At 43.3% G+C, this 24,788-nt stretch carries 22 protein-coding genes and 1 pseudogene; 8 read left to right on the forward strand and 15 right to left on the reverse strand.

The features are described from left to right. Positions 1–110 (forward strand): annotated as a pseudogene (locus FTU82_RS11120) (IS701 family transposase); the annotation flags it as partial. Between the two features lie 337 nt (positions 111–447). After that, entirely contained in the window at positions 448–915 is a 468-nt protein-coding gene (locus FTU82_RS11125; protein ID WP_005097793.1) for a GNAT family N-acetyltransferase, read from the forward strand. Here FTU82_RS11125 and FTU82_RS11130 read toward each other — a convergent pair. From FTU82_RS11130 to FTU82_RS11150, 5 genes are all read right to left on the reverse strand, one after another. After that, positions 912–2,714, reverse strand: coding sequence for a diguanylate cyclase (locus FTU82_RS11130; RefSeq protein ID WP_180001665.1), 1,803 nt, complete (start codon positions 2,712–2,714; stop codon positions 912–914). The genes FTU82_RS11125 and FTU82_RS11130 overlap by 4 nt on opposite strands. Before the next feature lie 229 nt (positions 2,715–2,943). Further along, on the reverse strand, positions 2,944–3,282 hold the full coding sequence (locus FTU82_RS11135; RefSeq protein WP_005097798.1) for an FKBP-type peptidyl-prolyl cis-trans isomerase: 339 nt from the start codon (positions 3,280–3,282) through the stop codon (positions 2,944–2,946). Between the two features lie 84 nt (positions 3,283–3,366). Continuing rightward, positions 3,367–3,990 carry an MgtC/SapB family protein gene (locus tag FTU82_RS11140; RefSeq protein WP_005097799.1) on the reverse strand — a complete coding sequence of 208 codons (624 nt, stop codon included), beginning with the start codon at positions 3,988–3,990 and terminating at the stop codon, positions 3,367–3,369. 85 nt (positions 3,991–4,075) lie between these two features. After that, complete coding sequence (locus FTU82_RS11145; protein WP_005097801.1) at positions 4,076–4,606, reverse strand: YaeQ family protein; 531 nt, start codon at positions 4,604–4,606, stop codon at positions 4,076–4,078. A gap of 101 nt (positions 4,607–4,707) precedes the next feature. Beyond that, positions 4,708–5,715 (reverse strand): GTP-binding protein, encoded by a 1,008-nt coding sequence (locus FTU82_RS11150; RefSeq protein WP_180001664.1) that lies wholly within the window; start codon positions 5,713–5,715, stop codon positions 4,708–4,710. A 389-nt stretch (positions 5,716–6,104) separates the two neighbouring features. On the opposite strand from FTU82_RS11150, the gene FTU82_RS11155 reads away from it, so the two are divergent. Both FTU82_RS11155 and FTU82_RS11160 read left to right on the forward strand, forming a co-directional pair. Beyond that, on the forward strand, positions 6,105–6,335 hold the full coding sequence (locus FTU82_RS11155; RefSeq protein WP_005097806.1) for a hypothetical protein: 231 nt from the start codon (positions 6,105–6,107) through the stop codon (positions 6,333–6,335). Between the two features lie 348 nt (positions 6,336–6,683). Next, on the forward strand, positions 6,684–8,288 hold the full coding sequence (locus FTU82_RS11160) for a bifunctional 3-(3-hydroxy-phenyl)propionate/3-hydroxycinnamic acid hydroxylase (protein WP_180001663.1): 1,605 nt from the start codon (positions 6,684–6,686) through the stop codon (positions 8,286–8,288). Positions 8,289–8,370: 82 nt separating this feature from the next. On the opposite strand, the gene FTU82_RS11165 is transcribed toward FTU82_RS11160, so the two are convergent. The 7 genes from FTU82_RS11165 to FTU82_RS11195 form a co-directional block, all read right to left on the reverse strand. Next, on the reverse strand, positions 8,371–8,985 hold the full coding sequence (locus tag FTU82_RS11165) for a glutathione S-transferase family protein (protein WP_180101346.1): 615 nt from the start codon (positions 8,983–8,985) through the stop codon (positions 8,371–8,373). Between the two features lie 133 nt (positions 8,986–9,118). Then, positions 9,119–10,012 (reverse strand): LysR substrate-binding domain-containing protein, encoded by an 894-nt coding sequence (locus tag FTU82_RS11170; protein ID WP_005097811.1) that lies wholly within the window; start codon positions 10,010–10,012, stop codon positions 9,119–9,121. 1 nt (position 10,013) lies between these two features. Next, positions 10,014–11,213: an MFS transporter gene (locus FTU82_RS11175; protein WP_180101338.1), complete on the reverse strand. Its 1,200-nt coding sequence runs from the start codon at positions 11,211–11,213 to the stop codon at positions 10,014–10,016. Between the two features lie 31 nt (positions 11,214–11,244). Continuing rightward, a complete protein-coding gene (locus FTU82_RS11180; RefSeq protein WP_005169748.1) occupies positions 11,245–11,808 on the reverse strand; it encodes a TetR/AcrR family transcriptional regulator in 564 nt (187 codons plus the stop codon). Between the two features lie 497 nt (positions 11,809–12,305). Beyond that, a complete protein-coding gene (locus tag FTU82_RS11185; RefSeq protein WP_004280680.1) occupies positions 12,306–12,827 on the reverse strand; it encodes an acyl-CoA thioesterase in 522 nt (173 codons plus the stop codon). A gap of 289 nt (positions 12,828–13,116) precedes the next feature. Next, on the reverse strand, positions 13,117–13,293 hold the full coding sequence (locus tag FTU82_RS11190) for a hypothetical protein (protein WP_005097818.1): 177 nt from the start codon (positions 13,291–13,293) through the stop codon (positions 13,117–13,119). 345 nt (positions 13,294–13,638) lie between these two features. Then, the gene (locus FTU82_RS11195; RefSeq protein WP_005169741.1) at positions 13,639–14,643 is read right to left on the reverse strand and encodes a patatin-like phospholipase family protein; all 1,005 of its coding nucleotides are present in this window, start codon (positions 14,641–14,643) and stop codon (positions 13,639–13,641) included. A 122-nt stretch (positions 14,644–14,765) separates the two neighbouring features. On the opposite strand from FTU82_RS11195, the gene chrA reads away from it, so the two are divergent. Then, complete coding sequence (chrA, locus tag FTU82_RS11200; RefSeq protein ID WP_180101339.1) at positions 14,766–15,974, forward strand: chromate efflux transporter; 1,209 nt, start codon at positions 14,766–14,768, stop codon at positions 15,972–15,974. 54 nt (positions 15,975–16,028) lie between these two features. Here the strand turns inward: chrA and FTU82_RS11205 are convergent, their stop codons facing one another. Further along, positions 16,029–17,504, reverse strand: a complete 1,476-nt coding sequence (locus FTU82_RS11205; protein ID WP_100355563.1) for a sodium:alanine symporter family protein — start codon at positions 17,502–17,504, stop codon at positions 16,029–16,031. A gap of 45 nt (positions 17,505–17,549) precedes the next feature. Beyond that, entirely contained in the window at positions 17,550–18,788 is a 1,239-nt protein-coding gene (gltS, locus tag FTU82_RS11210) for a sodium/glutamate symporter (RefSeq protein ID WP_100355594.1), read from the reverse strand. A 913-nt stretch (positions 18,789–19,701) separates the two neighbouring features. Here gltS and FTU82_RS11215 point away from each other — a divergent pair. Next, positions 19,702–20,409: a nitroreductase gene (locus FTU82_RS11215; protein ID WP_005097826.1), complete on the forward strand. Its 708-nt coding sequence runs from the start codon at positions 19,702–19,704 to the stop codon at positions 20,407–20,409. 79 nt (positions 20,410–20,488) lie between these two features. On the opposite strand, the gene FTU82_RS11220 is transcribed toward FTU82_RS11215, so the two are convergent. Then, positions 20,489–21,706, reverse strand: a complete 1,218-nt coding sequence (locus tag FTU82_RS11220) for a multidrug effflux MFS transporter (protein WP_180101340.1) — start codon at positions 21,704–21,706, stop codon at positions 20,489–20,491. A gap of 139 nt (positions 21,707–21,845) precedes the next feature. Between FTU82_RS11220 and yccS the strand changes: the two genes are divergently transcribed. Together yccS and FTU82_RS11230 are read left to right on the forward strand one after the other, a co-directional pair. Continuing rightward, positions 21,846–24,020 (forward strand): YccS family putative transporter, encoded by a 2,175-nt coding sequence (yccS, locus tag FTU82_RS11225; protein WP_180101341.1) that lies wholly within the window; start codon positions 21,846–21,848, stop codon positions 24,018–24,020. Between the two features lie 85 nt (positions 24,021–24,105). Beyond that, positions 24,106–24,666 (forward strand): YcxB family protein, encoded by a 561-nt coding sequence (locus FTU82_RS11230; RefSeq protein WP_005169724.1) that lies wholly within the window; start codon positions 24,106–24,108, stop codon positions 24,664–24,666. The last annotated feature ends 122 nt before the right edge of the window (positions 24,667–24,788 follow it).

Here is a 24,788-nt window from a genome sequence, read left to right on the forward strand (position 1 = left end):
AAAATGTATATCGTTGGCAGAAGAAATTATTTAGACCAGTTATCAAAAACTTCATTGATGACTTTATTCTCGATAAAAATCATCTGCTACCACAGAGAATCTATAAATAATAGTGCGTAAGTCCTAATTCATTTGAATAATGGCCTAACACCTAGCATACGTCTATTTTTTAGACAGTGCAAACTCCTGCACTATTTCGATGATGGCATCCTTGACTCGATTTTATGGGGATTTAAAGTAAGCACGGCGATTCTAGCAAAGCTTGCTGTAAATTTGAGCACCCGCTCCTGAGAAGCGTTGATTTTAGAAAATCAGATAAACAAAACCGACAGATCAGCAACATAAGTTATCTTCACCTACTGGTTTTTAAGAAAATCCTCTCAAAAAACTACAAGATTGTTATTTTGTTTCAACCTGCATTTCTCTTCCAATGAAGCCTTCCTGTAAATGTTCGAGAAAATGAATAACATGGTGATTCGTGAAGGGAAGATTCAGGATATACCTCAAATTATTCAGGTGATTCATGACAGTATTCAATCTTGTGTTTTAGATCATCAACGTGAGGACAGTCGCATCCAAAGCTGGCTGGAAAAATTTGATCACGCCAGCCTGATTGTCGATATGCTTTATAACGATTGTTGGGTTTGCCTTGTGCACGACAAAGTAGTCGGGTTTTTATTGGTCAGTGATACTGGAGAAATCCGGATGCATTATGTCGCCCCACATTGCCAGAGGCTTGGATTTGGCACCAAATTATTTAATCAAATGCATGCAGCATTAGTAGAGAAAAAAATCTATCAGATTGCAGTCAAGTCGACTCAAACAGCCCTCAGCTATTATCAGCGATGTGGATTTGATTCCAGCCCTGCACATTCACAAGATGATGGATCATATCTGTATAAATACGTTTTTTAATCCGCGCCCTGCTCAAAGTTTAATTGATCACGCCCGGTGTGTTTGGCCAGATACAGCTGCACATCTGCAGCTTTCATCAAGGCATGAATATCGGCATATTGATGTTGTGGGCTTATCCAAGCCGCGCCCACACTGACCGTGATCCAGGCTTTGCCATCCGGCCGGTTTAGATGTTCAAATTGTTGTTCCCGAATCTGCTGAATGACACGTTCCAGATATTGCAGGGCAACCTGAATCGGTATATCACCAAGCAGAATGGCAAATTCCTCCCCGCCATAACGCGCCAGATAACCCGATTGAGGCAAGCTGGCCTGAATCACCTTAACCAGGTTTTGTAGAATCTCATCACCCTTTAAATGGCCATAATGATCATTATAATTTTTAAAATAATCAACATCCAGCATGGCAAAAAGCAGTGTGGCATGTGAATGTTGCTGGCTTTGCAAAAACTTCTGCTGGATTTCACTATTTAAAGCACGCCGGTTAAAAGCACCGGTCAGCGCATCAATCTTCATCTGATGTTCCAGTTTGGCATTTAGTTGATGCAGTTGCTGGGTACGCTCTTTGACTTTTTGATCAAGCGAACTGTTGAGCTCGATGAGGTTAAAATTTAGCTGTTCTGTCTGATAAGTTTGATGCGCATAGTGTCTAGACTGCTGAAACATAATCAACAAGGCATATAAACTGGTGGAAATGAAAGACAAATGTGTGGTTTGAATAACATTAATCAGCAAGAGATAGTCATTTAAAAATGTCAGACACAAGAAAATAATGGCAAACAGATTCAGGCGTGAATACGGTTGCTTATCACGTAGGGTCTGATAAAACCCGTACATGAAATTCCCAATAATCACCAGACCATAAATCGCACTATAGAGCGCAAGACGTTCAAATAACTCGGGGGTAGAAAATAGCGTCACACTGATATTCAAAATCAATAAGACGATCGCAATATAATAAATCAGCGGTTTTAAATAGCGCTGATTAAACAGATGCATATAACTGAGGAAAAACAATACCGCCAGAAACGTAAACAGATACTCTAAACGTGTTCCCCATAACCAGTCGATATTGGTAAATACCGAATAGGCATAGGGCGCTGAAAACATATTATGCAGGGCCAGAAAGATAATAAAACAGCCAAACACAAAAATGCTTTTGCTATTACGCTCTTTCGATCCTCGAAATATTGAAAACAGGATATTGAAAACACCCACCCCGAGTACTGCGCCACAGGCCATGGCAATACTCATCATCAACTGCTGGAATTGACGATTGACTGTACCTGCGACCCCAATCTGCATTGGGCGTTCCAGCCCTCCATGCAAATGAGTGTAATTCGAGGCCTGAATGCTTAAGGTAATGTATTCACTGTCTGCAACGAAATAGCCAATCCGGGGGGCTTTTTCAGTGATCTGCTGTTCAGGTGTTTTACTGATTTGCCCAAGCCGGACAATAAACTCGCCATTTACATAGACCCGATAAGCGCCATATTGAGCAGGAATCCGAATGGCAATCCGGCGTCCGATAAATTCTTTAGGAATTTTATAATGGCTAATAAATGTGCCATAACCAATATTTGAGTTGGTCAGTATTTTAAAAGAAGCCGGCAATTCCACTGTTTTTGATAACAGTACGGAACTTGGCTGGACAATAAACTGGCTCGGATAAAATAACCATTTCCCCTGCAAAGGGCTGCTGCTGTGTTCGCTAAAATGAATTTCAGAGATATGATCACGGAACTGCTGCTGCACCCCGGGGGATGTGGCAGCGATCTGGGCAGATACTGAAGTGCTCATCAAGATGCCCCAGCTTATGGCCCAAACCCACATTACAAAATAGACATTCCTTATCACGTTTTGCAAAGACAGTAGTTTCCTGAAAAAGAGCTTTATTCTTCTTATAATCTACTTGGAATATCAGGGAGTTCAAATATTTTTTTGTAGTTTATCGGAAGAAGCCCCCAATACTGAGACTTCTCCCGATCAGCATTCACTCATGATACTGAATGAATCTTATTTCAATGAATTAATCACGTGTTTTTACATCAAACAGTTCAATTTCAAAAATCAGGTCTGAATTGGCTGGAATCACTTTGCCCATTTTACGTTCGCCATAGGCCAAATGTGCCGGCACCAGCAGTTTACGTTTACCGCCCACTTTCATGCCCAAAATGCCCTGATCCCAACCTTTGATCACACGGCCTGTTCCGATCACGGTTTCAAAATAATTACCGCGATCAATCGATGAATCAAACTTGGTTCCATCTTCTAGCCAGCCGGTATAGTGTGTGGTAATCAGCGCGCCTTTTACCGCCTCTTTCCCTTCGCCTACTTTTAAATCAATAATTTCAAGTTCGTTAATCATACTTATTTACCTGAGATTGGCATAAATTCAAAAATCAGTATAAACCGGATTGATTGATTTTTTTAGGCTTTAGTCCTTGATGGATTAAAAGCTGAGTTCCTGAATATTCTGATCATTGAGTAAATGCAGGGTGAGTTTTTGATGGTTTTTGGCCGATCCCATCAGCACCCATCTTCCGCTAATCTGCTGCTCAACCTTGCGCTGTGAAGAATGCATGACTTTTAGCTTATATTGTTTGAAAAGCGATTCATAATGGTTGAGCTCATGTTTCTCAAAAGGACAGACAATTTCGTAATTACGTTCCTGATTCAGCGACTCGATCCCGCGCTGTACATACATCAGTAGAACCAGCACCACCATGACCATTAAAGTGGCCCAGATACTCAGGATTTCATAACCCGCACCGGCTGCCATGCCCAGTGCTGCAGTCATCCAGATGGTGGTGGCCGTGGTAATTCCTGAAATACGGTTCTCATCTTTGAGAATGACCCCTGCCCCTAAAAAGCCTAGCCCCGTCAGGACATTGGCCGCCAGCCGGTCAGGATTTTCCACACCTATTTTCAGGGAAATGATAGTAAACAGACAGGAGCTGAGACTGACCATGATCATGGTACGCAGTCCGGCAGATTTACTGTGATATTCACGTTCTGCACCAATAATGGCCCCGATCGCGACGGCCAGCAGTAAATCATAAAGTTCATGGTACATGACACAACCCTGAGTATTTTTATTCCTCAGGTATACGCAATTTAAGCGACAGGATACAAGTCCAGACGTGCATCCTTATGCGTCCTTATTGTAACTGTTCCCACTCGACCAGCACCTGCCCCTGATCGCCAATCAGAGTCCATTCACCATCCATCACATTGAGCTGTAACTGCATGGTGCGTGCACATAATTGTGGCAATGCATCGGTGGTTGTAGTCGATAATTTCCACACCTCCACATTCTTTAACGTCTTTAATTTGCTGCTGCGCTTATACCATTCATCTACCGCAGAACCATAGGTCACCACAGCCACTTGCTTACAACGCGCACTGGCTTTTTTGACTTTATCTTCATCCGGGCTACCGACTTCAATCCATTTCACCAATTGACCAGTGAGGTCTTTTTCCCACAAGGCCGGCTCATCGGTTTCAAACAGATCCTTGGTAAATTCCAGCGTTTCATCGGCATAACGCGCATACGCCAGAATACGCACCATCAGGCGTTCAATGGTTTCTGAAGGATGCAGCGCCATCGTCAACTGATAATCTGCATAACGGTGCGTATCCATATCTGCAATATTCAAATCAACCTTATAAATCGTCGCTTTTAACGCCATAACACAATCCTCAAATTTGGCGCCTAGCATATAAGATTTAGCAGTATTTTGCTGAACAGATTTAGGTCAATAACTCATTCAGTGCACTGGAAACAGTACTATTATTTTTCCGGATCAATACGGCATTGCATCAACGTGCTTTCAAACTCCAGCCAATCGCGTGACTGTTGATAAATCACTTCGATCCGGTTATCAATACCTGCCTCGACCGACTGATAATTAAACTGTTCCGGATTAAAATTAAAGCTTTTCCAGCCCTGATCGGTATTAAAAATTCCTTTGATTCTGAGCCAGTCTTTTTGTTCACACAGCAAGTCGAGCAAATCATAAAAATGAAATTGCCAGCGTTTTGGCAACTTCCAGCCCGCAACCTGATAGCCCTGCGCGCTTTCCACATAATGATAAGGCAGCTGCTGAATCAGCACGGGTACCTCTGGGGAAGGATTGATCTGTTGCTGTTTTAATAAAGGCTGGAGCTGACGTACAGAACCTTGATAATCCTGTTTAATCTGCTCAATACTCAGCTGTCCCTGCTCTGTGCACAACCACTGCTGGGCATAGACTTGATATTCCGCCTGAAGCTGCGTAAGCGCAGCATGATCTTCGGCTGTCATTAAATCTGTATGTGAAATCACCACAATCTGCGCGGCCTTAAGCTGATCTGCATACAGATTTTGCTGTGACCAATCCTGATCATGCAAACGTGAACCATCGACCACCGTGACCAAAGCCTGCATGTTTAAATGACTGTGCCAATGCGGTTCCGTCAACTGTTCTAACAATTGTGCAGGATGTCCCAGCCCGGTCGGCTCGATAAACAGCCGATCCGGTTTCACTTCGGACAGTAAACGTGACAAGGCAATCTGCATCGGCAACTGACTACTACAACATAGGCAGCCACCCAGTAATTCCTTTACCGCATAGCCTGAATCTTGTGGTAATAACTGCTGATCCACCCCGATCTGACCGAACTCATTCATCAGTACGGCCCAGATTTCCTGTTCAGGTTTCTGCTGTAATAAATGCTTAAGCAGTGTGGTTTTACCCGCCCCCAAAAATCCAGAAATGATATGGACAGGAATCGGCTGTGCTGCGGACAGAATTTTCAAAATTGGTTCTCAAGAAATTAAATAGACAAGATCATGCCCTGTATTATAGGACACAGCATGGTTGTAGAGACATTTTCTTGCTCAATGGCGACTTGAAACCATCAGTTTATAAGTTAAGCGAATTATCCCAAATAGAGAATCCTGATGTTTATTCATATTTAAAATTCAGCTTTTTGAAACATTCATATACATTTTCATTAAATAGAACACTGCATAATTAACAGTAATTAAACAACTTTCTGCATTGTGTATATGCTGAGTTATTCACTCCGTGTCGCTTTTGTTAATTGATTTGCTCATCAAAATTTCAGTGCTTAGGATGAACTCCTGTCGAATTGATGTGATGGTCAGCTCGGCAAATTACATGACATAAATAAAGGATGCCAAAAATGAAATATGCACAAATCTTACTTGCAACAACGCTTACTGCTGCTGCAGCCACCAGCTTTGCCGCGACTGAAACAACAAACGCAAATACAAACACTGAAGAAAAAGTGATTGTCAGTACCCAGGAATTGCCTGAGTCAAATGCTCCGGTTGCTGGCGCAAATGCAGAACAACCAGCTGCATCTGAAGCTGCTGCAGAAAGCGCAACACCTGCACAACCTGCAGCACGTTAAGTGATTTAACGACGGGTTAAATGATCAAAGAAAATATCAGGGCAGTATTTCTCCAGTAGGCTTAGCCTGTACTGCCTCATATTGATCGATGCTGAATCATGCTTTGCGCGGGTTCAGCATTTTTGTTGACTAGATTTAAATGCCCATCATAGTTAAAACTGATCACAGGATTGAGAATGACTATTGAATTATTTTAACTTTATCATTTAAATTCAATAATTTAATTAATAAAAATCTATTTAAAATTAATATTATTGATATAGCTCAACTACTATCGCCTAACTTGTTTACAACTCAGAACTGTCCCTTAATAGATTGAAATGCAAGTCGATTGAATGGACATTCACTATGAGCAATACCAATTACAGCACTGATGTAGCAATCCTCGGCGCTGGGCCTGTAGGCTTAACCATTGCCAACTATCTGAGCAAGCAAGGCGTGAGCGTCACGATGGTCGAGCAACTGGATAGTTTGATTGATTATCCACGTGCCATTGGGATCGATGATGAATCTTTGCGTACCATTCAATCCTTAGGTTTGGTCGATCAAGTCTTGCCCCATACCACGCCCAATCATGCCATGCGCTTTTTAACACCTAAGGGTCGCTGTTTTGCAGATATTCAGCCTTTAACCCGCGAATTCGGATTTTCACGCCGTAATGCCTTTATTCAGCCACAAGTCGATCAGGTTCTGCTTCAGGGCTTAAAACAATATAAAAATACGCAGGTGCTGTTCTCACGTCAATTGACCCAGTTTAGTCAGGATGCCGAGGGTGTAACGCTTAACCTGCAAAACGAACAAGGGGATACAGAAACAGTCCGTGCCCAGTACCTGATTGCCTGTGATGGCGGTAACTCTTATGTACGCCGCAATCTGGGCATTGCTTTTGAGGGTGAAACTGCGCCGAATCAATGGATCGTGATCGATCTTGAAAATGATCCGCTTGCGACACCGCATATTTACCTGTGTTGTGATCCGGTACGTCCTTATGTATCCGCCGCATTGCCCCATGGAATTCGCCGTTTTGAATTTATGGTTATGCCGGGTGAAACTCAGGAAGAACTCAGCAAACCGGAAAATATTGCCAAATTACTGGCCAAAGTGCTTCCAAGTACCGATGGCATCGAAGTGATCCGTCAACGTGTTTATACGCATAATGCCCGTATTGCGGACAAGTTCCGGGTAGACCGCATTTTACTGGCAGGTGATGCTGCGCACATTATGCCCGTCTGGCAAGGTCAGGGTTATAACAGCGGGATGCGGGATGCCTTTAACCTGGCCTGGAAAGTCGCACTGGTGGTTCAAGGCAAAACCGGCCCAGAACTTTTAGATTCGTATCAGATTGAACGTAAAGACCATGCCAAAGCCATGATTGATCTGTCCGTGATGGCCGGTCATGTATTGGCACCACCGAAAAAGTGGCAAGGTTTTGTCCGTGACGGTATCGCCTATGCCCTGAACTATATCAAGCCGATCAAACAGTACCTGCTGGAAATGCGCTTTAAACCGATGCCGAAATATCATGATGGTGTGCTTTTGAGCAACGGCGCCAAAAACTCTCCAATTGGCAAAATGTTCATTCAACCTCAAGCTCAGCTGGCTTCGGGTGAAACAGTGTTACTGGATGAAGTCATCGGCAATGATTTTGCCATTATTGCCTGGGGTGTCGATCCAAAATGGGGCCTGAGTCCAGAGACACTGCAACAGTGGAAAACACTCGGTGTGAAATTTATTCAGGTCATTCCGGCAGTGCAGTTACAAAATACCCAGCGCCAACAGTTTGAAGATGTCATCACCATTGGTGATAGCGGCACAGAAATTCGCTCCTGGTTTGGCAATACTTCCGATTCAGTGGTGATCTTGCGTCCTGACCGTTTTGTGGCCGCACTGGCCATTCCACAATCACTGGAAAACACCAGTCAGCAACTGTTTAAAAAGCTGTACCTAAAATAATTTTAAGGTCATTTTTTACCACGCTTCGGCGTGGTTTTTTATTGTGATGAGATATCCAGATCAAGTGATACAGAACGATGAACTAAACTCGGTAGTCTTGAAACCACGGCATGTCTTTCAGGGAATCACGAGAGGCCATCTGCTGCAAATAGGGTCTTAACTCGTCAAATGGCGGTAAAATTTTCGCAGAGATCGCAAAGATCAAACAATAGGCAGCATATAAGTCTGCTGCGGAAAATTCTTCACCCAGCAAATAGGGATTGGCCTGGCTTATGCCCTGTTTCAGAAAATCAAATACTGCTGTTTCATTGCCGAAACTTAAACTTCTGCGGTTTTTTTCAATATTTTCTGGCGAAACCTGCAAATTTTTTAGATCGATATATTCGGTGAAGGGCCCATGACAGAAAAATATCCATTTTAAATATGCCCCACGCTTGGGTTCATCCAAAGCAGGTGCCAAGCCTTTATCAGAATACTTATCTGCCAGATAGATAAAAATGGCGGCCATTTCTGAAATGACAATCTCCTGATCGACCAGACAGGGAACTTTTCCTATCGGATTAATCTGTAAATATTCAGCTTGATGCATATATTCATAGGACACTTCCACCTGCTCAATCTGGTCTTCAATCTGCAATTCTTTCAATAAGGGCAACAGGGTCAGGCCCCGTGATTGTGGATTGTTATAGAGCTTCATCATATTGCTTTAACCATTTTTTATTTTTAGAGCTTCAGTATAAAACGGTTTTCTGTGTCAATTTACACAGATGTGCTACAGATCATTTCTGTCGCACAGCTTTTAAAATATAGGCAAACCAAAGATGTAAATCTTAAAAAAGATCGACACAAAACTTTTCTTTTAAGACTTTTAAAATCAGATCAATCACCACATGTTTTTGGTCTTTACGATAATTGGCATATAGCCCAATCATGGGCAAAGGTTCAAGGGTCTTTTTCACCACGATATTATCGCCGAGTAATGGAATCACATAGGCCGGCACCAGACTCCAGCCCACGCCCATCCCGACCAGATTGACATTGAGCAGGATATTGGTCGAATGCTGCACCACATTGACCTTCAATTTGGACTGTTTAAAAAAGTCTTGAATAATTCGATGCAATTGTGGTGAAGCCTGTTCATCACTAATGACAAAATCCTGATTTTCAAAGCTCTTAATACTGACATGTGGCAGGGTCGCAACCGGAGAATCTTTAGGCACAATCAGGGTTAAAGGTTCATCAAAAATCCGGATCGAATCAAACTCGCTCGACTGTCCCGGATAGCGGGTAAAAGCAATATCGATCTGGCCTTTTCTTAAAGCACTAAACTGCTCAGCGTCGGTCAAACTATGAAATAGTGCTTTCAGTTCAGGAAAATGTGCGCGGATATTGGGCATGATATAGGGAAAGACTTTCATTTCCGCAACCGGTACAAATCCGATATTCAGCTGATCCTGATGTGCATTGGCAATCTGTCTGGCAGCGTGGATCGCACGTTCTGCATGTTCCAGACTGAGCAAAGCTTCTTTTAAAAAAACCTGTCCGGCCTCGGTCAGGTTGACCTTACGGTTATTTCGCTCCAGTAACTGTACGCCTACCTCACGCTCCAGATCCTTGATTTGCTGACTTAAGGAAGGCTGTACAGTATTCAATTTTTCCGCAGCCCGGGTAAAATTCAGTTCCTCGGCCACAGTGACAAAATAACGTAAATGTCTTAATTCCATTTTATGCTTCCTGATTTTCCGGTGCGTGTATTGGTCTTTTGGCCACATACTGACGATAAACCAAGATCGTCACAATGACGAGTGCAGCACTCGACACATACATCGCTTCAAAGCCCCAATAGGCAATCAATAGGCCCATCACCACGGAGCCTACCGCCAAACCCAGATCAAACAGGGTAAAGAAGGTTGAAATCGCATGTCCCATACGCTGCTTATCGACAGATTGAATTGCGAGTGTCTGCAGACATGGAAATAATGAACCATAACCGATCCCAACAAAGACCGCTGATAACCAGAGCGTCCATTGATTGGATATCAGACTCACCATGACTAGGCCAATCGCAAAGAAAATAAAGGAAGGATAAATGACAGCACTTGGCCCCTTACGATCATAGATTTTCCCGACCCACGGCCGTACCAACAGCATCGAAGCCGCAAATACAATAAAAAATACGCTGGTATAAGCCAAAAGCTGCTTGCTTTCACTAAATGCCGTGATAAAACTCATGATGCCCGAATAAGCAAACGCCGTCAGCAACGCCACACAGCTTACCGCCAGGACTTTCACTTCCAATATATCTTGTAGACTCAATTTGGTTTTTTCTGTACCGATCCGCCTTGATTTTGGCAGTTCGGTAATTTTCAGCATCCAGCAGAAAATCAGTCCCAGAGAAATAATAACAGCCAGAATCCCAAATAAGCTTTTAAAGCTGGTGAATTGAATGACGGTCAAGGCCAGCAATGGACCAAATACCACCCCCAGATTGGTCGACATGACAAAATAGCCCATGCCCTCGCCTTTACGCTGTTCTGGAATAAATTCATTGGCCACCGGAACCGCCACCGTGGTCAAAATACTGAACCAAATGCCATGTAGAAATCGCACCAGCAACAGTGACCACAAGCTATCAATGAGCAAATAGCCAAAGGCAAACAGCGCAAAAATCACGCCTGCACCGCGCATCGAGATTTTCTTGCCCAGTTTTTCGATGATCATGCCGGAAAAAGGCCGAACTGCAATTGATGATGCCAGAAACAAGGTCAGTGCCAGACCCGCTTCTTTGACTGAGCCCCCCAAATCTTTCATGATGTAAATCGGCAAGATGGTCAGTAAGGCAAAATAATAAACAAACAGAAAAAAGTTATTGCATAAGCACAAGATAAATGAGCGATTCCATAAACGCTCGGGGCTGAGAGACATAAAAACCAACTTTAAGAAAAATAGACCAGGCTCAGGCTTGAATTACAACAGGATGCAGCACTAACCCAACCAGCGCCCGGATGTAATTTTCATCCGGCATACGATTGAAAAAAATAATCTGGTAATGGATCGGGCCGTACAAACTGTCCAGCATTAAATCAAAAGGATAATCCGCGCGAATCTCGCCACGCTCAATCGCTTGCTGAATCAGTTGATGAGTCTGCTGTCGACGCGGCAATAAATATTGCTGAAAGAATTCACCGGCCAGTTCACGATGATTGGCGATTACCACCAGTAAAGCCCGACCAATCGGATGGTTGAGCGCCTGAGACAACAAGCTTAGCTGTCGAATCAGATTACTTTTCAGGTCATTTGCAGGATCAGGCTCAAAGACTGAGACCGTATGCTGTTTGAAGGTATCTAGCACCAGCTCCGATTTATGCTTCCACCAGCGATAAATCGTAGATTTTCCCACCCCAGCTCGTGCTGCAACAGCCTCAATAGTCAGTTGATGATACTCTCCCTCTGCCAATGCATCGGCAACCGCTTGCAAAATACATTGCTGTCGTCGTGAGCTTTTTTCGTCATGATTCATAAAGTCTACTTATCTTCAAACACAATCGATACGATACGTATCGTTTTATATTAGAGCAAAAAACGATAAAGCTCCAGACATAAACTGAAATTAAGGCAAAAAAGACTCTCTTATAAAGTCATGCTGATCAGTTAAAGAATTTAAAAATAGACGCTTTAACTGCTTAGTCATTCATGATGGAGTCTTAAGGTTTTAAATCAAATATTTTCAATATCATTTGTTACTTTGATTTCATTCAAATGAGCAGCGGAACTTCGCAAGGAAGGCATCTTGCAGTCATATTCCTCACCGCAAAACTCGTCAGCCACCCTCGACTCGTAAATTTGTCATGGAGACCATCATTTTTTAAATCTTGCGGTGCAATACACCCCATGCCTCAAACAGTTGCGGATGACTTTTCCACCTATCACATATAATCCTCAATTTAAAAAAGAAAATGCCAGTCAATTGGTTAACTGACTGGCATTACTCTTATGAAGATGTTTTTAAATCACCGCTTAACTCTGTGCAGTCTTTTTATAAATACTGCATGAAGGATGATGATTCTCTTGCAAACGCGCGACTTTACGCTGTTCGGCTGCTTCAAAACGGCAACGTTTCCAGTCATTGTCCAGGTTCAAAGCCGGAATCTGTTTCGGTTTGCCATTTTCATCTACGGCCACCATAGTGAAATAACAGCTATTGGTATGGCGTACCGTTCTTTTTTGAATATTCTGCGCTTCTACACGAATCCCGATTTCCATCGAGGTGCGACCAACATGGTTGACACTGGCCAAGAAAGTTACCAGCTCACCCACATGAATTGGTTCCTTAAAGTTCACCTTGTCTACCGATAAGGTCACGACATAACTGCCCGAATAGCGACTCGCACATGCATACGCCACCTGATCCAGTAATTTCAGAATGGTTCCACCATGAACATTTCCTGAAAAATTTGCCATATCTGGCGTCATGAGAACTGACATCGTTAACTCTGACTGGTCATCTGACACTGCTGCAATTTGATCTAAAGGGGCCATCGTTTTCTTTGAACTCTTTGAATGACAAGGTTATCGCTTATTATTATAGCGTTTTTAACATGAATAAAATGTTCAATTCGGCAAATGAAGCATCATAATTATTGATATAGAAACTGCACTCATACAGAAAAAAATATATTTAACAGATCTCAAGGCTCAGCAAGAAGCTAAGTTCCAAACAAATAAACACTTATTGATCCAAAGCATCTGCTTACCCAGCTCAAGTTTTTTTCGGGCCGCTCTCATTTTGCAAAAAATAATTCAAGATGTTGGATAAATCATTACTGATTTAGCGCATGAGTGGTTTTAACATTTCCTGGGCGACATTTTCATAGCTGAGAATTTGCTGACCATCCAGTGTGGTAGTGACCGTGAAAGAACCATCCGGATGTGCAGCTGTCACTGTAAAAATATAGTGTTCAAATTGCGCCAACTTGACCTGATGTCCAATTTTAATCTGATTCATTGTCGTTACATCTATTCATTAATCTTTCAAAGCACATTCTGTCATGAACAATATTTAAATATTTGATCAACTTAAGTATAGGAATAATAATATTAAAATTTCGACTTAGAAAAGCAACACTTATTCCCAAAAAAATATAATTTATAATTCAACAACTTATAGTCAAAATAAAGTTTATCTCTCCTGAAAATTCTGGCCAATTCATATGCAGAAACAATGATTTAATCTTTTATAACGATCAGCCAGTGTTAAGATCAGAATCTGGAAAGCATAGGAATGCAATAGCTTTGCCTACCTGGTTCGATCTCATAAAAAATGAACAAAAAAATTTAACCGCAATATGCTTTAGGGCTGCTGCTGTTCCTGAGCCACAAAGAGCGGAATATGATGGCCGCGAGCATAATTATATTTTTGATAAGCGAGAGAAATATCCATCAGTTTTAACTGTGCAGCATCAATGCCGGCCTGCATGGTTAATTCTCTGCCACGTACATCAAAGATATGCCCTTTTTCCCGTAAATCGGGCTGGATCACCACATCGGCATGCTTTAATTCTTCTTGTGCCAGATGTTGCTGCATAATATTAATATTCTGGTTAAACAGTCCCCAGACATTACTGGTTTCCGTATGAATAGGCTGTGCCAGAATATCAACCGCAATCACAATATCTGCTCCCAGCTCACGTGCCACATTCACCGGTACCGGGCTGACCAGCCCGCCATCGACATATTCTTTTTCTTCAATTATTGTTGGAATAAACATACTCGGAATCGACACTGAAGCACGTACTGCCTGTCCAGTATTGCCGTAATTAAAAACGACTTTCTTGCCTTCTTTTAGTGCTGTGGCCACCACAAACATCGGGATTTTCATGGCTTCTAGTGGAGTTTGATCGACTTGTAAATTGACATAGTCTTCTACTTTTTTGCCATCAAAAAAACCTTTTCGATCCAGTTTGATATCGCGTACATCGGTTGCTCGCATGCTCAAGGCAATATTGCGCAGCTCAATCGCCGGTTTACCACTGGCATAAATAGATCCGACGATGCTGCCCGCACTGGTTCCAACAATAAAATCCGGACGAATACCGGCCTGTTCCAGTACTTCGAGCGCACCGATATGTGCATAGCCACGCGCACCACCACTGCCTAAAACGAGAGCAATGACCGGACGCTGTTCAGTTTGCTTGATCTTTTCAAAATCAATTTGATTCGGACGTGCCTGAGCTTCTCCACGTTGCGCAGCAGGTTGTAGATGATTGGTAGCTGACTGGACTGTCATCGGTGTGGTTTGACAACCACTCAGGCCGAATGCACCCAGTGCCACAATACTCAACACATATTTCTGCATGTAGAGAATGTCCTCATTAACTAAAGCAGCATAGTGTATAAACACCTGCTTAAATAATCTGTAGAATTTCGTAAAATTGTCATACAGTTCGGGTAGTTTGTCTTCATTTTCCCCTTCATGCTATGTCAGTCATTTCACTGTACCGGATTTTTCTGATTTTCCTGCAACTGGGCTGTATTTCATTTGGCGGGCCAGCCGCACATCTGGTATTTTTTCACCGCAAATTTGTGATGCAACTACAATGGCTCAATGATACCCAATACAGTCAACTGGTGGCTTTGGCGCAGCTTTTACCGGGTCCGAGCAGTAGTCAGGTGGGTTTGTCTATCGGATATCTGCAACGTGGTTATCTAGGTGCATTGATGGCATGGCTGGGATTCACCCTGCCCTCGATCATACTCATGACTGGTGTCGCGCTACTGGGTCAACACTATGTTCATATTCTAAACTCAAATAGCTTTCATACCATTCAGCTCATTGTATTTTCTGTTATTGCCTGGGCATTCTGGCAGATGCTGCGAGGCTGCTGTAAAATGGCCTGGCAATATGCAGTCCTGCTGCTGTCTGTCATATTATTGACGGTAATTTCGGTGAGTTATAACCAGATTCTCGTCATCATCCTCGGCGCAATTTGTGGAATGTTGATGGGATATTCTTCCAGATTAAATCCGAACAAGCCCAAAGACAGTGACAGTACTGAAATCAGCTCGCCTTATCTGCAATCTGCTGCTGCACCCTACTGGCTGCTGGCATTTATCTTGCCATTTTTGCTGCTGCCCCTAGCGGATAAACTATCGAATGGGTCGGGCCTACAATTCCTGAGTGATTTTTATCAGACCGGTTCGCTGGTTTTTGGTGGTGGTCATGTGATTTTGCCCTTACTCCATCAGGATTTTGTCGCGACTGGCATAGTGAATGCGCAATCTTTTGATCTTGGCTATGCATTTGCCCAGCTCATGCCCGGGCCATTATTCAGTTTTGCCAGTTATATGGGCGCCGTGCTGCCGTGGACGCCCTATCTCTGGCTGAATGTGCTTTTAGCGACCTGCGCAATCTTTTTACCCTCATTTTTTCTGATCTTTGGCACCTTGCCCTACTGGTCATGGCTGCTGCAGCAACGGCGGATCCATCAGGCCGTGATGGGAATTAATGCTGCGGTGGTGGGTCTGTTACTGTATTTATTGCTGGATTTTTCACAACGCTATTTTAGTTATGGCTCCGACCTGGTCTTTGTCGCGGTGATGATTGCCCTGCTACGTTCAAAATTACCGGTCTGGTTCAGCCTGATTTTCGGCTTCGTGCTTTATCAAAGTTATTTAAATTTCTTCTAAATAAAACATTGGCACAAAAAAGCCCCGAATGATCGGGGCTTTTTATTTCAAGTCTTACCAGATATCTGATTTAACCTTGTCTTTAAATTTAGGATGGTTATCCAGTTTAAATTCAGGCTCTTTCACACCGCGCTTCAACTGACCGGTATAGTCTTTGAGTAGCATCAGCAGGAATGGCATCAGCAACAGGATCGCAATCAAGTTGATACTTGCCATCACACCCATGAACAGATCCGCCATATTCCAGATCAATGGCACGCTGGCGATGGAACCGAAATACACCATCACCAATACAAATAAACGGAAAATCAACATAACCCGGCTATTGTTATTGATGAACTGGACGTTTCCTTCGGCATAGGCATAGTTACCAATAATCGAAGAATAGGCAAACAGGAACAGAATCAAAGCCAGGAAGTCATCACCCCAGGCACCAATCTGGCTTTCGAGTGCCATCTGGGTCAAGGTCACGCCTTCAAAGCCTGCATTTTCATACAGACCCGAAACCAGAATAATAATCGCGGTACATGAACACACCACAAAGGTATCTACAAATACTCCGAGCATCTGTACCAGACCCTGGTTGACTGGATGTTTGACATCCGAGGCTGCAGCAGCATTCGGTGCCGAACCCATCCCTGCCTCGTTAGAGAACAGACCACGCTTGATCCCCATCATCATGGCCATAGACACCATGGCACCAAAGAAACCACCAGCAGCGGCTTCAAATTCAAAGGCTTTACTGAAAATAAGCTGGAAGATGGATGGGAGCAGATCGTAATTGATAACCGCAATATATAAAGCCACCGCCAGATACAGTAGCGCCATAAAGGGCACTACCTTTTCTGCCACTTTGGCGATACGTTTAATACCGCCAAAAATGATTGTAGCTGTAATCAATACTAAGACTAGCCCAATCCAGGAAACTTCAAAATCCAATCCGCCTAAAGGCAAAATGATATTGGCCTGATCCCAGCCCCAGGCATGCGAGGTTGCGCCGCTAATTGCATTGGCCTGAACCGCATTAAACACAAAGCCATAGGTCGTGATCAATGCAATTGCAAAGACAATCCCGAGCCATTTCTGTTTTAGCCCCTGAGTAATGTAATACGCGGGGCCACCACGGAATTGCTGGTTTTTATGATCGCGTACCTTAAACAATTGCGCCAATGAGGATTCCACCAAAGCAGAGCTCATACCTAGAAATGCAGTAACCCACATCCAGAACACCGCGCCCGGCCCGCCAATCGCAATGGCAATTGCCACACCCGCAACATTACCCACCCCGACCCGGCTTGCAAGACCAGTGACAAAGGCCTGAAACGGGGTAATCCCATGTGTATCCTGAACCTTGCCACGGCTATTTTTCATGACTTTCATGCTGTGCCAGAACAAACGAATTTGTACTGCACCGGTCATGATCGTATAGAAAATACCGACTGCGACCAGAAACACCACTAGAAAGTCCCATAAAGGGCCATTCAGGGCATTAATCCAGCCGAGCAAGGTTTCATTTAACTGATCATTCATGTCACATCCTTATGAGCCTATGACTCATCGTATCAGGCATAAAAATTATGCAAAAAACTTCAAAATCATCTGAATAACAGTAGCATTGATTAAGTCAACGAAGAACGCCCCACATAATGGAACGATCAGGAAGGCCTTATGCGACGCACCATACATATTGGTAATCGCCTGCATATTGGCAACCGCTGTTGGAGTTGCACCCATACCGAAACCACAATGACCTGCTGCAAGTACCGCAGCATCATAGTTCTTGCCCATCAGGCGGAAAGTTACAAAACCGGCATACAAAGCCATGGTGATGGTCTGTGCACCCAGAATTACCATCAGTGGTCCTGCAAGGTCAGCCAATTGCCATAATTTCAATGATAACAATGCCATCGCCAAGTACAGCGACAATGAAGCATTACCGAACACATCAATCGCACGATCGAAAATCTGAACTTTGAAAATACCTTCCAGTACATTACGCAGGATGACACCACCCGCCAATGCCCACACGAATGTTGGCAGTTCAAATGCAGTACCTTTACTGAAACCGGTCATAAACTCTGCAAAAGCCAAACAGCCTGCAAATAGACCCAAAGTCGTGATTGCATTATCTGCGGTAATTAAACGCACCTGATGCGGATATTCAAATGGAATATATTCGGTCGAGTTGATATCCATTGGCGTGCTATCACGCTTTTCGATTTGTTGATCCGTACGTGCAATTGCGAGATTATGACGGTTAATCAGCAATTTTGCTAAAGGACCACCAATAATCCCACCGATAATCAGACCAAAAGTAGCACTGGCCATCCCCAGTGCAAGCGCCCCCTGAATGCCATGTTCAACCTCAAAAATCTCGCCCCATGCACCTGCAGTACCATGACCACCGGTTAAGGTAATTGAACCTGCAATCAGGCCAATCAATGGGTCAATACCGAGCAAGGTGGCCAGACTCATGCCGACTGCATTTTGCAAAATAATGAAAGCCGAAACAGCAAACAGGAAAATAACCAGACCGATCCCGCCTTCACGCAACTTGGAAAAGTTGGCACTCAGACCAATCGAAGCAAAGAAAATCAGCATAAAACTGGTTTGTAATTCTGCACTGGTGGTGATGCTGTATCCCCACAATGAATGCACCAGCAACGAGATAATTGCAGCGACTAAACCGCCTGCGACCGGCTCAGGAATATTGTAGCGCTTTAAAAAATCGATTTTATTAACCAGGAATCGGCCGAGTAACAAAACAATAACTGCGGCAATCAAGGTATAAAATGCGTTAAAAGTAAAATCCATAATTTCTTGCCCAAGATAATGTTGATTTTTTATCATTCTAAAAGTGATGCAGAGATACCGAGCTTTAGATCTCTCATCGATTTCGACCTAAAATATTCTGATCTCATCTAATGCTTTTAAAATAACAAAATGATCCATCATCTCTTTCAAACTTATGAATATCATCATCACGATCATATTCAACAAATGAGAGATTTATAAAAGCCAAAATACAGCTTTGATTCAAGCTCTATTGCTGTCAATGAATGGTATAAGCATACAAATTTAACAGGAGAGTCAGATCTATAAGACTGTGTTCTACTTCTCAAAAAACACCAAGGTTTAGTGAGCGCTTTTAACCTGACTAGCTTAATTCAAGCCACTTGGAATAGCGTTATTTAAAATAAATCTTGTGCATGCCGACCTTGAATTTTCCCAAAGCGCATGGATTAAGATGAAAAGCTGCATATTATGCTGTTTCTTTGTATAAAGTTTTATTGTTTTTTATTAAGAATAGTTAATCAATCTATAAAAAATAATTATTAGTCTAGGGTTTTTAGATGAGGGTCAAACTCTCTAGTTATCGAAAAAAAATATTAATCTCTTACTTAAAACTTTATCAAACCAAGAAATTTCAATGGAATTAACGTGCTTTTCTATCCCAATCCACTTCATCTGTGCAGGCAATTAGTATGTTCAAATGGTTCAAGCATCCGAGTTTTAAGCTAATTTTTAATTTCATCAAAGCTTTTTAACCAATGTCCTGACTATTTGACTGAGGCTATTTAAAACATCAAGCTAGATATCAATCTTTTGTTTCACTGATAAATACTTTTTCCATTCTGGCCCGCGATTTAATTTTTCTGTCCACCCTACTGTTTGTTTAGTTTATAGTCATTCAAAACTTCATATGGATATTCGATTGGACATCAAAATGGATCAAAAACTTGTTCATGCTGTAGATCAAACGATCACCTCTCGCCATTCGGTGCGCGCTTTTTTAAATACGCCGGTCAGTACAGACATCTTGAAACAGATTTTAACTGTGGCCAGCCGCGCACCTTCGGGCACCAATACCCAACCTTGGAAAGTCTATGTTGTGACAGGTAAAAAACGCGATGAACTGGTAGAACGCGTCTGTCAGGCCCAAATGCAAATCTATGCCAATCCCGAGCTGGCGGAACAATACCAAGAAACCTTTGCCTATTATCCTGAACAATGGCTCTCGCCGTTTATTGAACGTCGTCGTGAAAATGGTTGGGGCTTATATGGTTTGCTGAATATTCAAAAAGGCGAAAAAGAAAAAATGGCACGGCAGCAGCTGCGTAATTTTGAATTATTTGATGCACCGGTGGGACTGTTTTTTACCGTACATCGCTCTTTGGCCATTGGTTCGAAAATGGATATTTCGATGATGATCCAGAATGTCATGATTGCAGCAAAAGCCCGCGGTCTGGATACTTGCCCGCAGGCCGCCTGGAATCATTTCCATCCCATCGTACTCGATCTGGTCGGTGCACCTGAACATGAAGAACTGGTCTGTGGCATGGCCTTGGGCTATGCCGATCCAGAGCAGATCATTAACAGCTTTATTACGCCGCGTGTCCCGGTAGAAGAATTCGCTGTATTTATTGATGAGTGATTGAATCAAGGCTGAGTCTATCGACTTGGCCTTATTTTCAGATCTTTAGATTTTATCTGGCCAGAGCCAGATCAGGCATTTATTCATGTTTGAATACTGGCAGCTCAAGTTGACAAATTGCCCAGACGGCAATACAAACAAAAACCAGCATAATCAATGCCATATTTAATAAAGCATTCCAAACCAGAAAATTTAGTAAAAGCCCACCCAATAAGCCACAGACAAATTGCATACTGCCCATAATCGCGCTAGCAGTTCCTGCACGTGCACCCTGCTTCGCCATAGCCAATGCCATAGCATTCGGGCCAGTAAAACCGATCGACGCCACCACGACAAACATGCCCAGCAAGACCAATGCAATAGAATCTACATCCAGATAGCCAAGCAATACTAAAAATAAAACGCCCACTAACTGTAGAACAATGCCGATTTTAAGGCGTTGCAATATCGAGAAACGTCCGGCCAGACGTTTATTCAAGGTCGAAAATAACATGATCCCGACGGCATTGGCACCAAAGGCATAGGCAAACTGCTGCTCAGTCAGTTGATAACGATCCATCAAAATGGCCGAAGATGCACTGATATAACAGAACATCACCGCACTGGAAAAACAGCCGGCATAAAGCGGATGTCGAAAGCTTTGATCCTGAAAAATGCTACGGTACAAACTTAGAACCTGTTGAACGTTCAGCTTGAGACGGCGCTCTGGTTCCAGAGTTTCTTTAAAGAGAAAATGTACACAGGCCAGACTCAGCAGACCGCAGCCCATCAGCACCAAAAAAATCACATTCCATTCATAAAACATCAACACCCAGGCCCCCAGACTCGGCGCGAGAATGGGTGCAATCGCGGTCACAATCATCATGCTGGCAAAAGCCTGAGCTGCTGAATGCATATCCAGACGATCACGAATGGCCGCACGGGCCATGACCACCCCGACACAACCACCCAAGGCCTGCAGAATCCGTGCAGCGATCAGACTCCATTCATCCTGTGCAAACACACACAGCAGACTTGCCACAATGTATAAACACAGCCCAAAATACAGCGGTGGTTTACGCCCAATCCGGTCACTGATCGGCCCATAAATCAGTTGCCCCACAGCCAGACCGAAGAAGTAAGCCGGCAAGCTATTCGAGACCATTTGGGTACTGACGCCAAAATCTGCTGCCATCGCCGGCAAGGCAGAAAGATACATATCAATGGATAAAGGCCCGAGCGCACTCAGCGCCGCTAGCAAAACAATCCAGGACATGGCATAAGGTGGTTGTACGATTTTATTCGATGGCATAAGCATGAAGATTTAAAGCGCTAATATGCAGACAAGTTAACACAGTGCATAGTATGATTTAGCTTGAAATGAAATTTTATAAACCTACTATTTTTCATTGGCATATTCAGATTCATCTGTAAGACTGCAGTATAAAGGACGACTTTTGAAATCTTGGCTCACTCGTCTCAAGCAAACCACCTATAATACGACCTTGATGTATAACCTGCGTATGATGACGGCATTTGCAGGTACCGCCTTTGTTCCCTATTTTATGGGGCAACAATTGATGACGATTCCCCTGACTTTAGGTGTGGTCGCAGCCGGTTTAAGCGATATTGATGACCGCTTTTCGGTGCGTATTCTCAATCTCCTGTATACCTACATGGGTTTCTTTATTACTGCGGTTGGCGTTTATCTGCTCTATCCTTATCCGCCGCTGTTCGCCTTGGCCTTGATTGTTTCTTGTATTGGCCTGATTTTGCTGGGTTCACTAGGGCGACGCTATGCCACGATTTCCTACGGCTGTCTGGTGATTTCCGTTTATTCCATGCTCGGGGTGGAGCTATTTGATGAATGGTATAAACAGGCTGGTTTATTGGTCATCGGCGCGATGTGGTACGGTCTGCTGTCGACCATCAGTTTCCTGATTTTCCCTGCCCGACTGGCGCAAGACAAGCTTGCCATTTCCTATTCTGCGCTCGGTGATTTTTTATATGCCAAGTCCAATCTGTTTGATGTGGACATGACGCCGAAAAGCTATCAGCAGAGCATGATTGATCTTTCTCTTGAAAATGGCAAACTGATTGCCATTTTTAACGAAATGAAAACGGCGCTCTTGACCCGTCTAAAAGGCGACCGTGGGCAAAAAGATACCCGTCGCAGTCTGCAATATTATTTTGTGGCGCAGGATATTCATGAACGTGCCGATTCAGCCCATATTGATTATCAGAAACTGGCCAAGATTTTCCAGCACAGCGACATCCTGTTCCGCTTTCAGCGCATCATGTCGATTCAGGGCAAAGCCTGTAAGGACCTGAGCGAAAGTTTGCTGCTGCGCAAGCCTTATGTACATAACAAACGCTTCAAGCATGCTTTTGACAATCTTCGGCTGTCTCTGGAAAAATTACGTCAGGATCAGCATTATGATCAGGTCTGGATTAATGCCTTATTTTCACTATTTCAGAACCTGAAATCGATTGATGCCCAGTTACGTAACCTGGAAACCGAGCAAAGTATCAAAGCCGAGCGCTTTAAACATATTGAAAACCAGCTCAGAGATGATGACCTGAAAGGCTGGGATGACATCAAGGTTCGAATTAAACAGCATCTCACTCCAGAATCGGTGCTGTTCCGGCATGCCATCCGCCTGTCGATTGTGCTGCTGATCAGCTATATCTTTGTACAGGTCAGCAATATTGAATATGGTTACTGGATTTTATTAACTGCATTGTTTGTCAGCCAGCCAAACTTTAACGCCACCAAGCGGCGTTTACGTCTGCGGATTGTCGGTACCTTGGTCGGTATTATTTTCGGTTATGCCATTTTATATTTTGTACCTTCTGTCGAAGGACAATTATTACTGCTGGTGTTCAGCGGGATCTTGTTCTTTGAATTGCGTAGTAAACAGTATGCCCAAGCCACGGCCTTTATCACGATTCTTGCGTTGATCAACTTCAATCTGGATGGTATGGGCTTTGCTGCGGCTATCCCGCGGATGATTGATACCCTGATTGGCTGTGCCATTGCCTGGTTCGGGGTCAGCTTTATTTTCCCGGACTGGAAGTTCCGACGTTTGCCGCGCAGTATCAAACGCAGCTTGCAGGCAGAAGCGGACTATTTAAGTGAAGTGATCGAGCAATATAAATCGGGGCGTAATAATGGCCTGAAATATCGGATTGTGCGCCGTGCTGCCCACAATACCGATGCCGAGGTGGCTTCACTCATTTCGACCCTGGCCACTGAACCGGATATTGATCCGGTACAAAAATCGCTGGCCTTTGAGTTCCTGTGTCTGAACCATACCTTTATCAGTTACATCGCCGCGCTGGGGGCACACCGGGGGAAAATTGAAGATCAGGACATTCTGAATTTACTGGATAATGCATTAGAGAACATTCGCGGTGCATTATTACGAGACGAAACGCCCGATTTAAGGGCGCAAAATATGATTGTCCATATTCGACAGCGTCTATCACATGATCAGGAACAAGATCAGAAATCTCTGATCATTTTGCAGCAGCTGTCTTTAATGTTCAGTATTTTAAACCAGTTGAGCCAATTGAAACAAAGTTTGAGCCATGAGCGTGATGAACAGGCAACAGAACTCGGTTCATTATAATTTGGATGATTTTGGAACAATATACTCACTGAATTGGTACAATTAATGCTAAACTTTTTACAGTTTTAAATCTGCTAGTTTCACTATGACCGCGAAAAATTTATACGCTTATACCCTACAGCCTGTGAACTATGAAATTTCAGAAGCCGAGCAGCGTCATGCTCAGCTGGTGATCTGGCGTAGTACCAATAAAATTGGCATGAAAGCATGGCTGATCATGGGTGCTGTTGTTGCACTTTCTATTCTGGGCCTTCTGCTTCTCAAGAACTATTCAACCGTGTTCTGCTGGGTGGCGATTGCCTGTGTGGTGTTGTATTACCTGATCCGTACCTTTGGTCTGGAATGGTATGTTAAACGCAAGATGAATGAATTTCCGGTACAGGAAATCAAAGGTGTTCGTCTGGGCGTACAACCGCACGGTATCATCATGCGTCAGAAAATGGGCATGCAGGAAGGTGTGGGTGCGATCAGCTGGAAAGACATTTATGAATGGTACAACACACCAGAATTCATGTTGGTCAATTTCAAGGTAAAAGGCCAGCAAGGTGCTTATATCCTGCCTAAACGTCTGGACAGCAAAAACTTTTCTTTTAACACGATTCGTAAGCATCTAGAAGCAGAAGTTGGCGCAGCCAAACAAATCTAAACTTGTACACGTTTCAACAAAAAACCTCCTGCCCCGGCATGGAGGTTTTTTTAATCCTAAAACAATAAATGATAATGAGAATAAATATTATCCTCAACACCTATAATTCAGTATTAAAGTTC

It is taken from the genome of Acinetobacter sp. YH12151, assembly GCF_013418355.1.
GTDB classification, from domain to species: domain Bacteria; phylum Pseudomonadota; class Gammaproteobacteria; order Pseudomonadales; family Moraxellaceae; genus Acinetobacter; species Acinetobacter pseudolwoffii.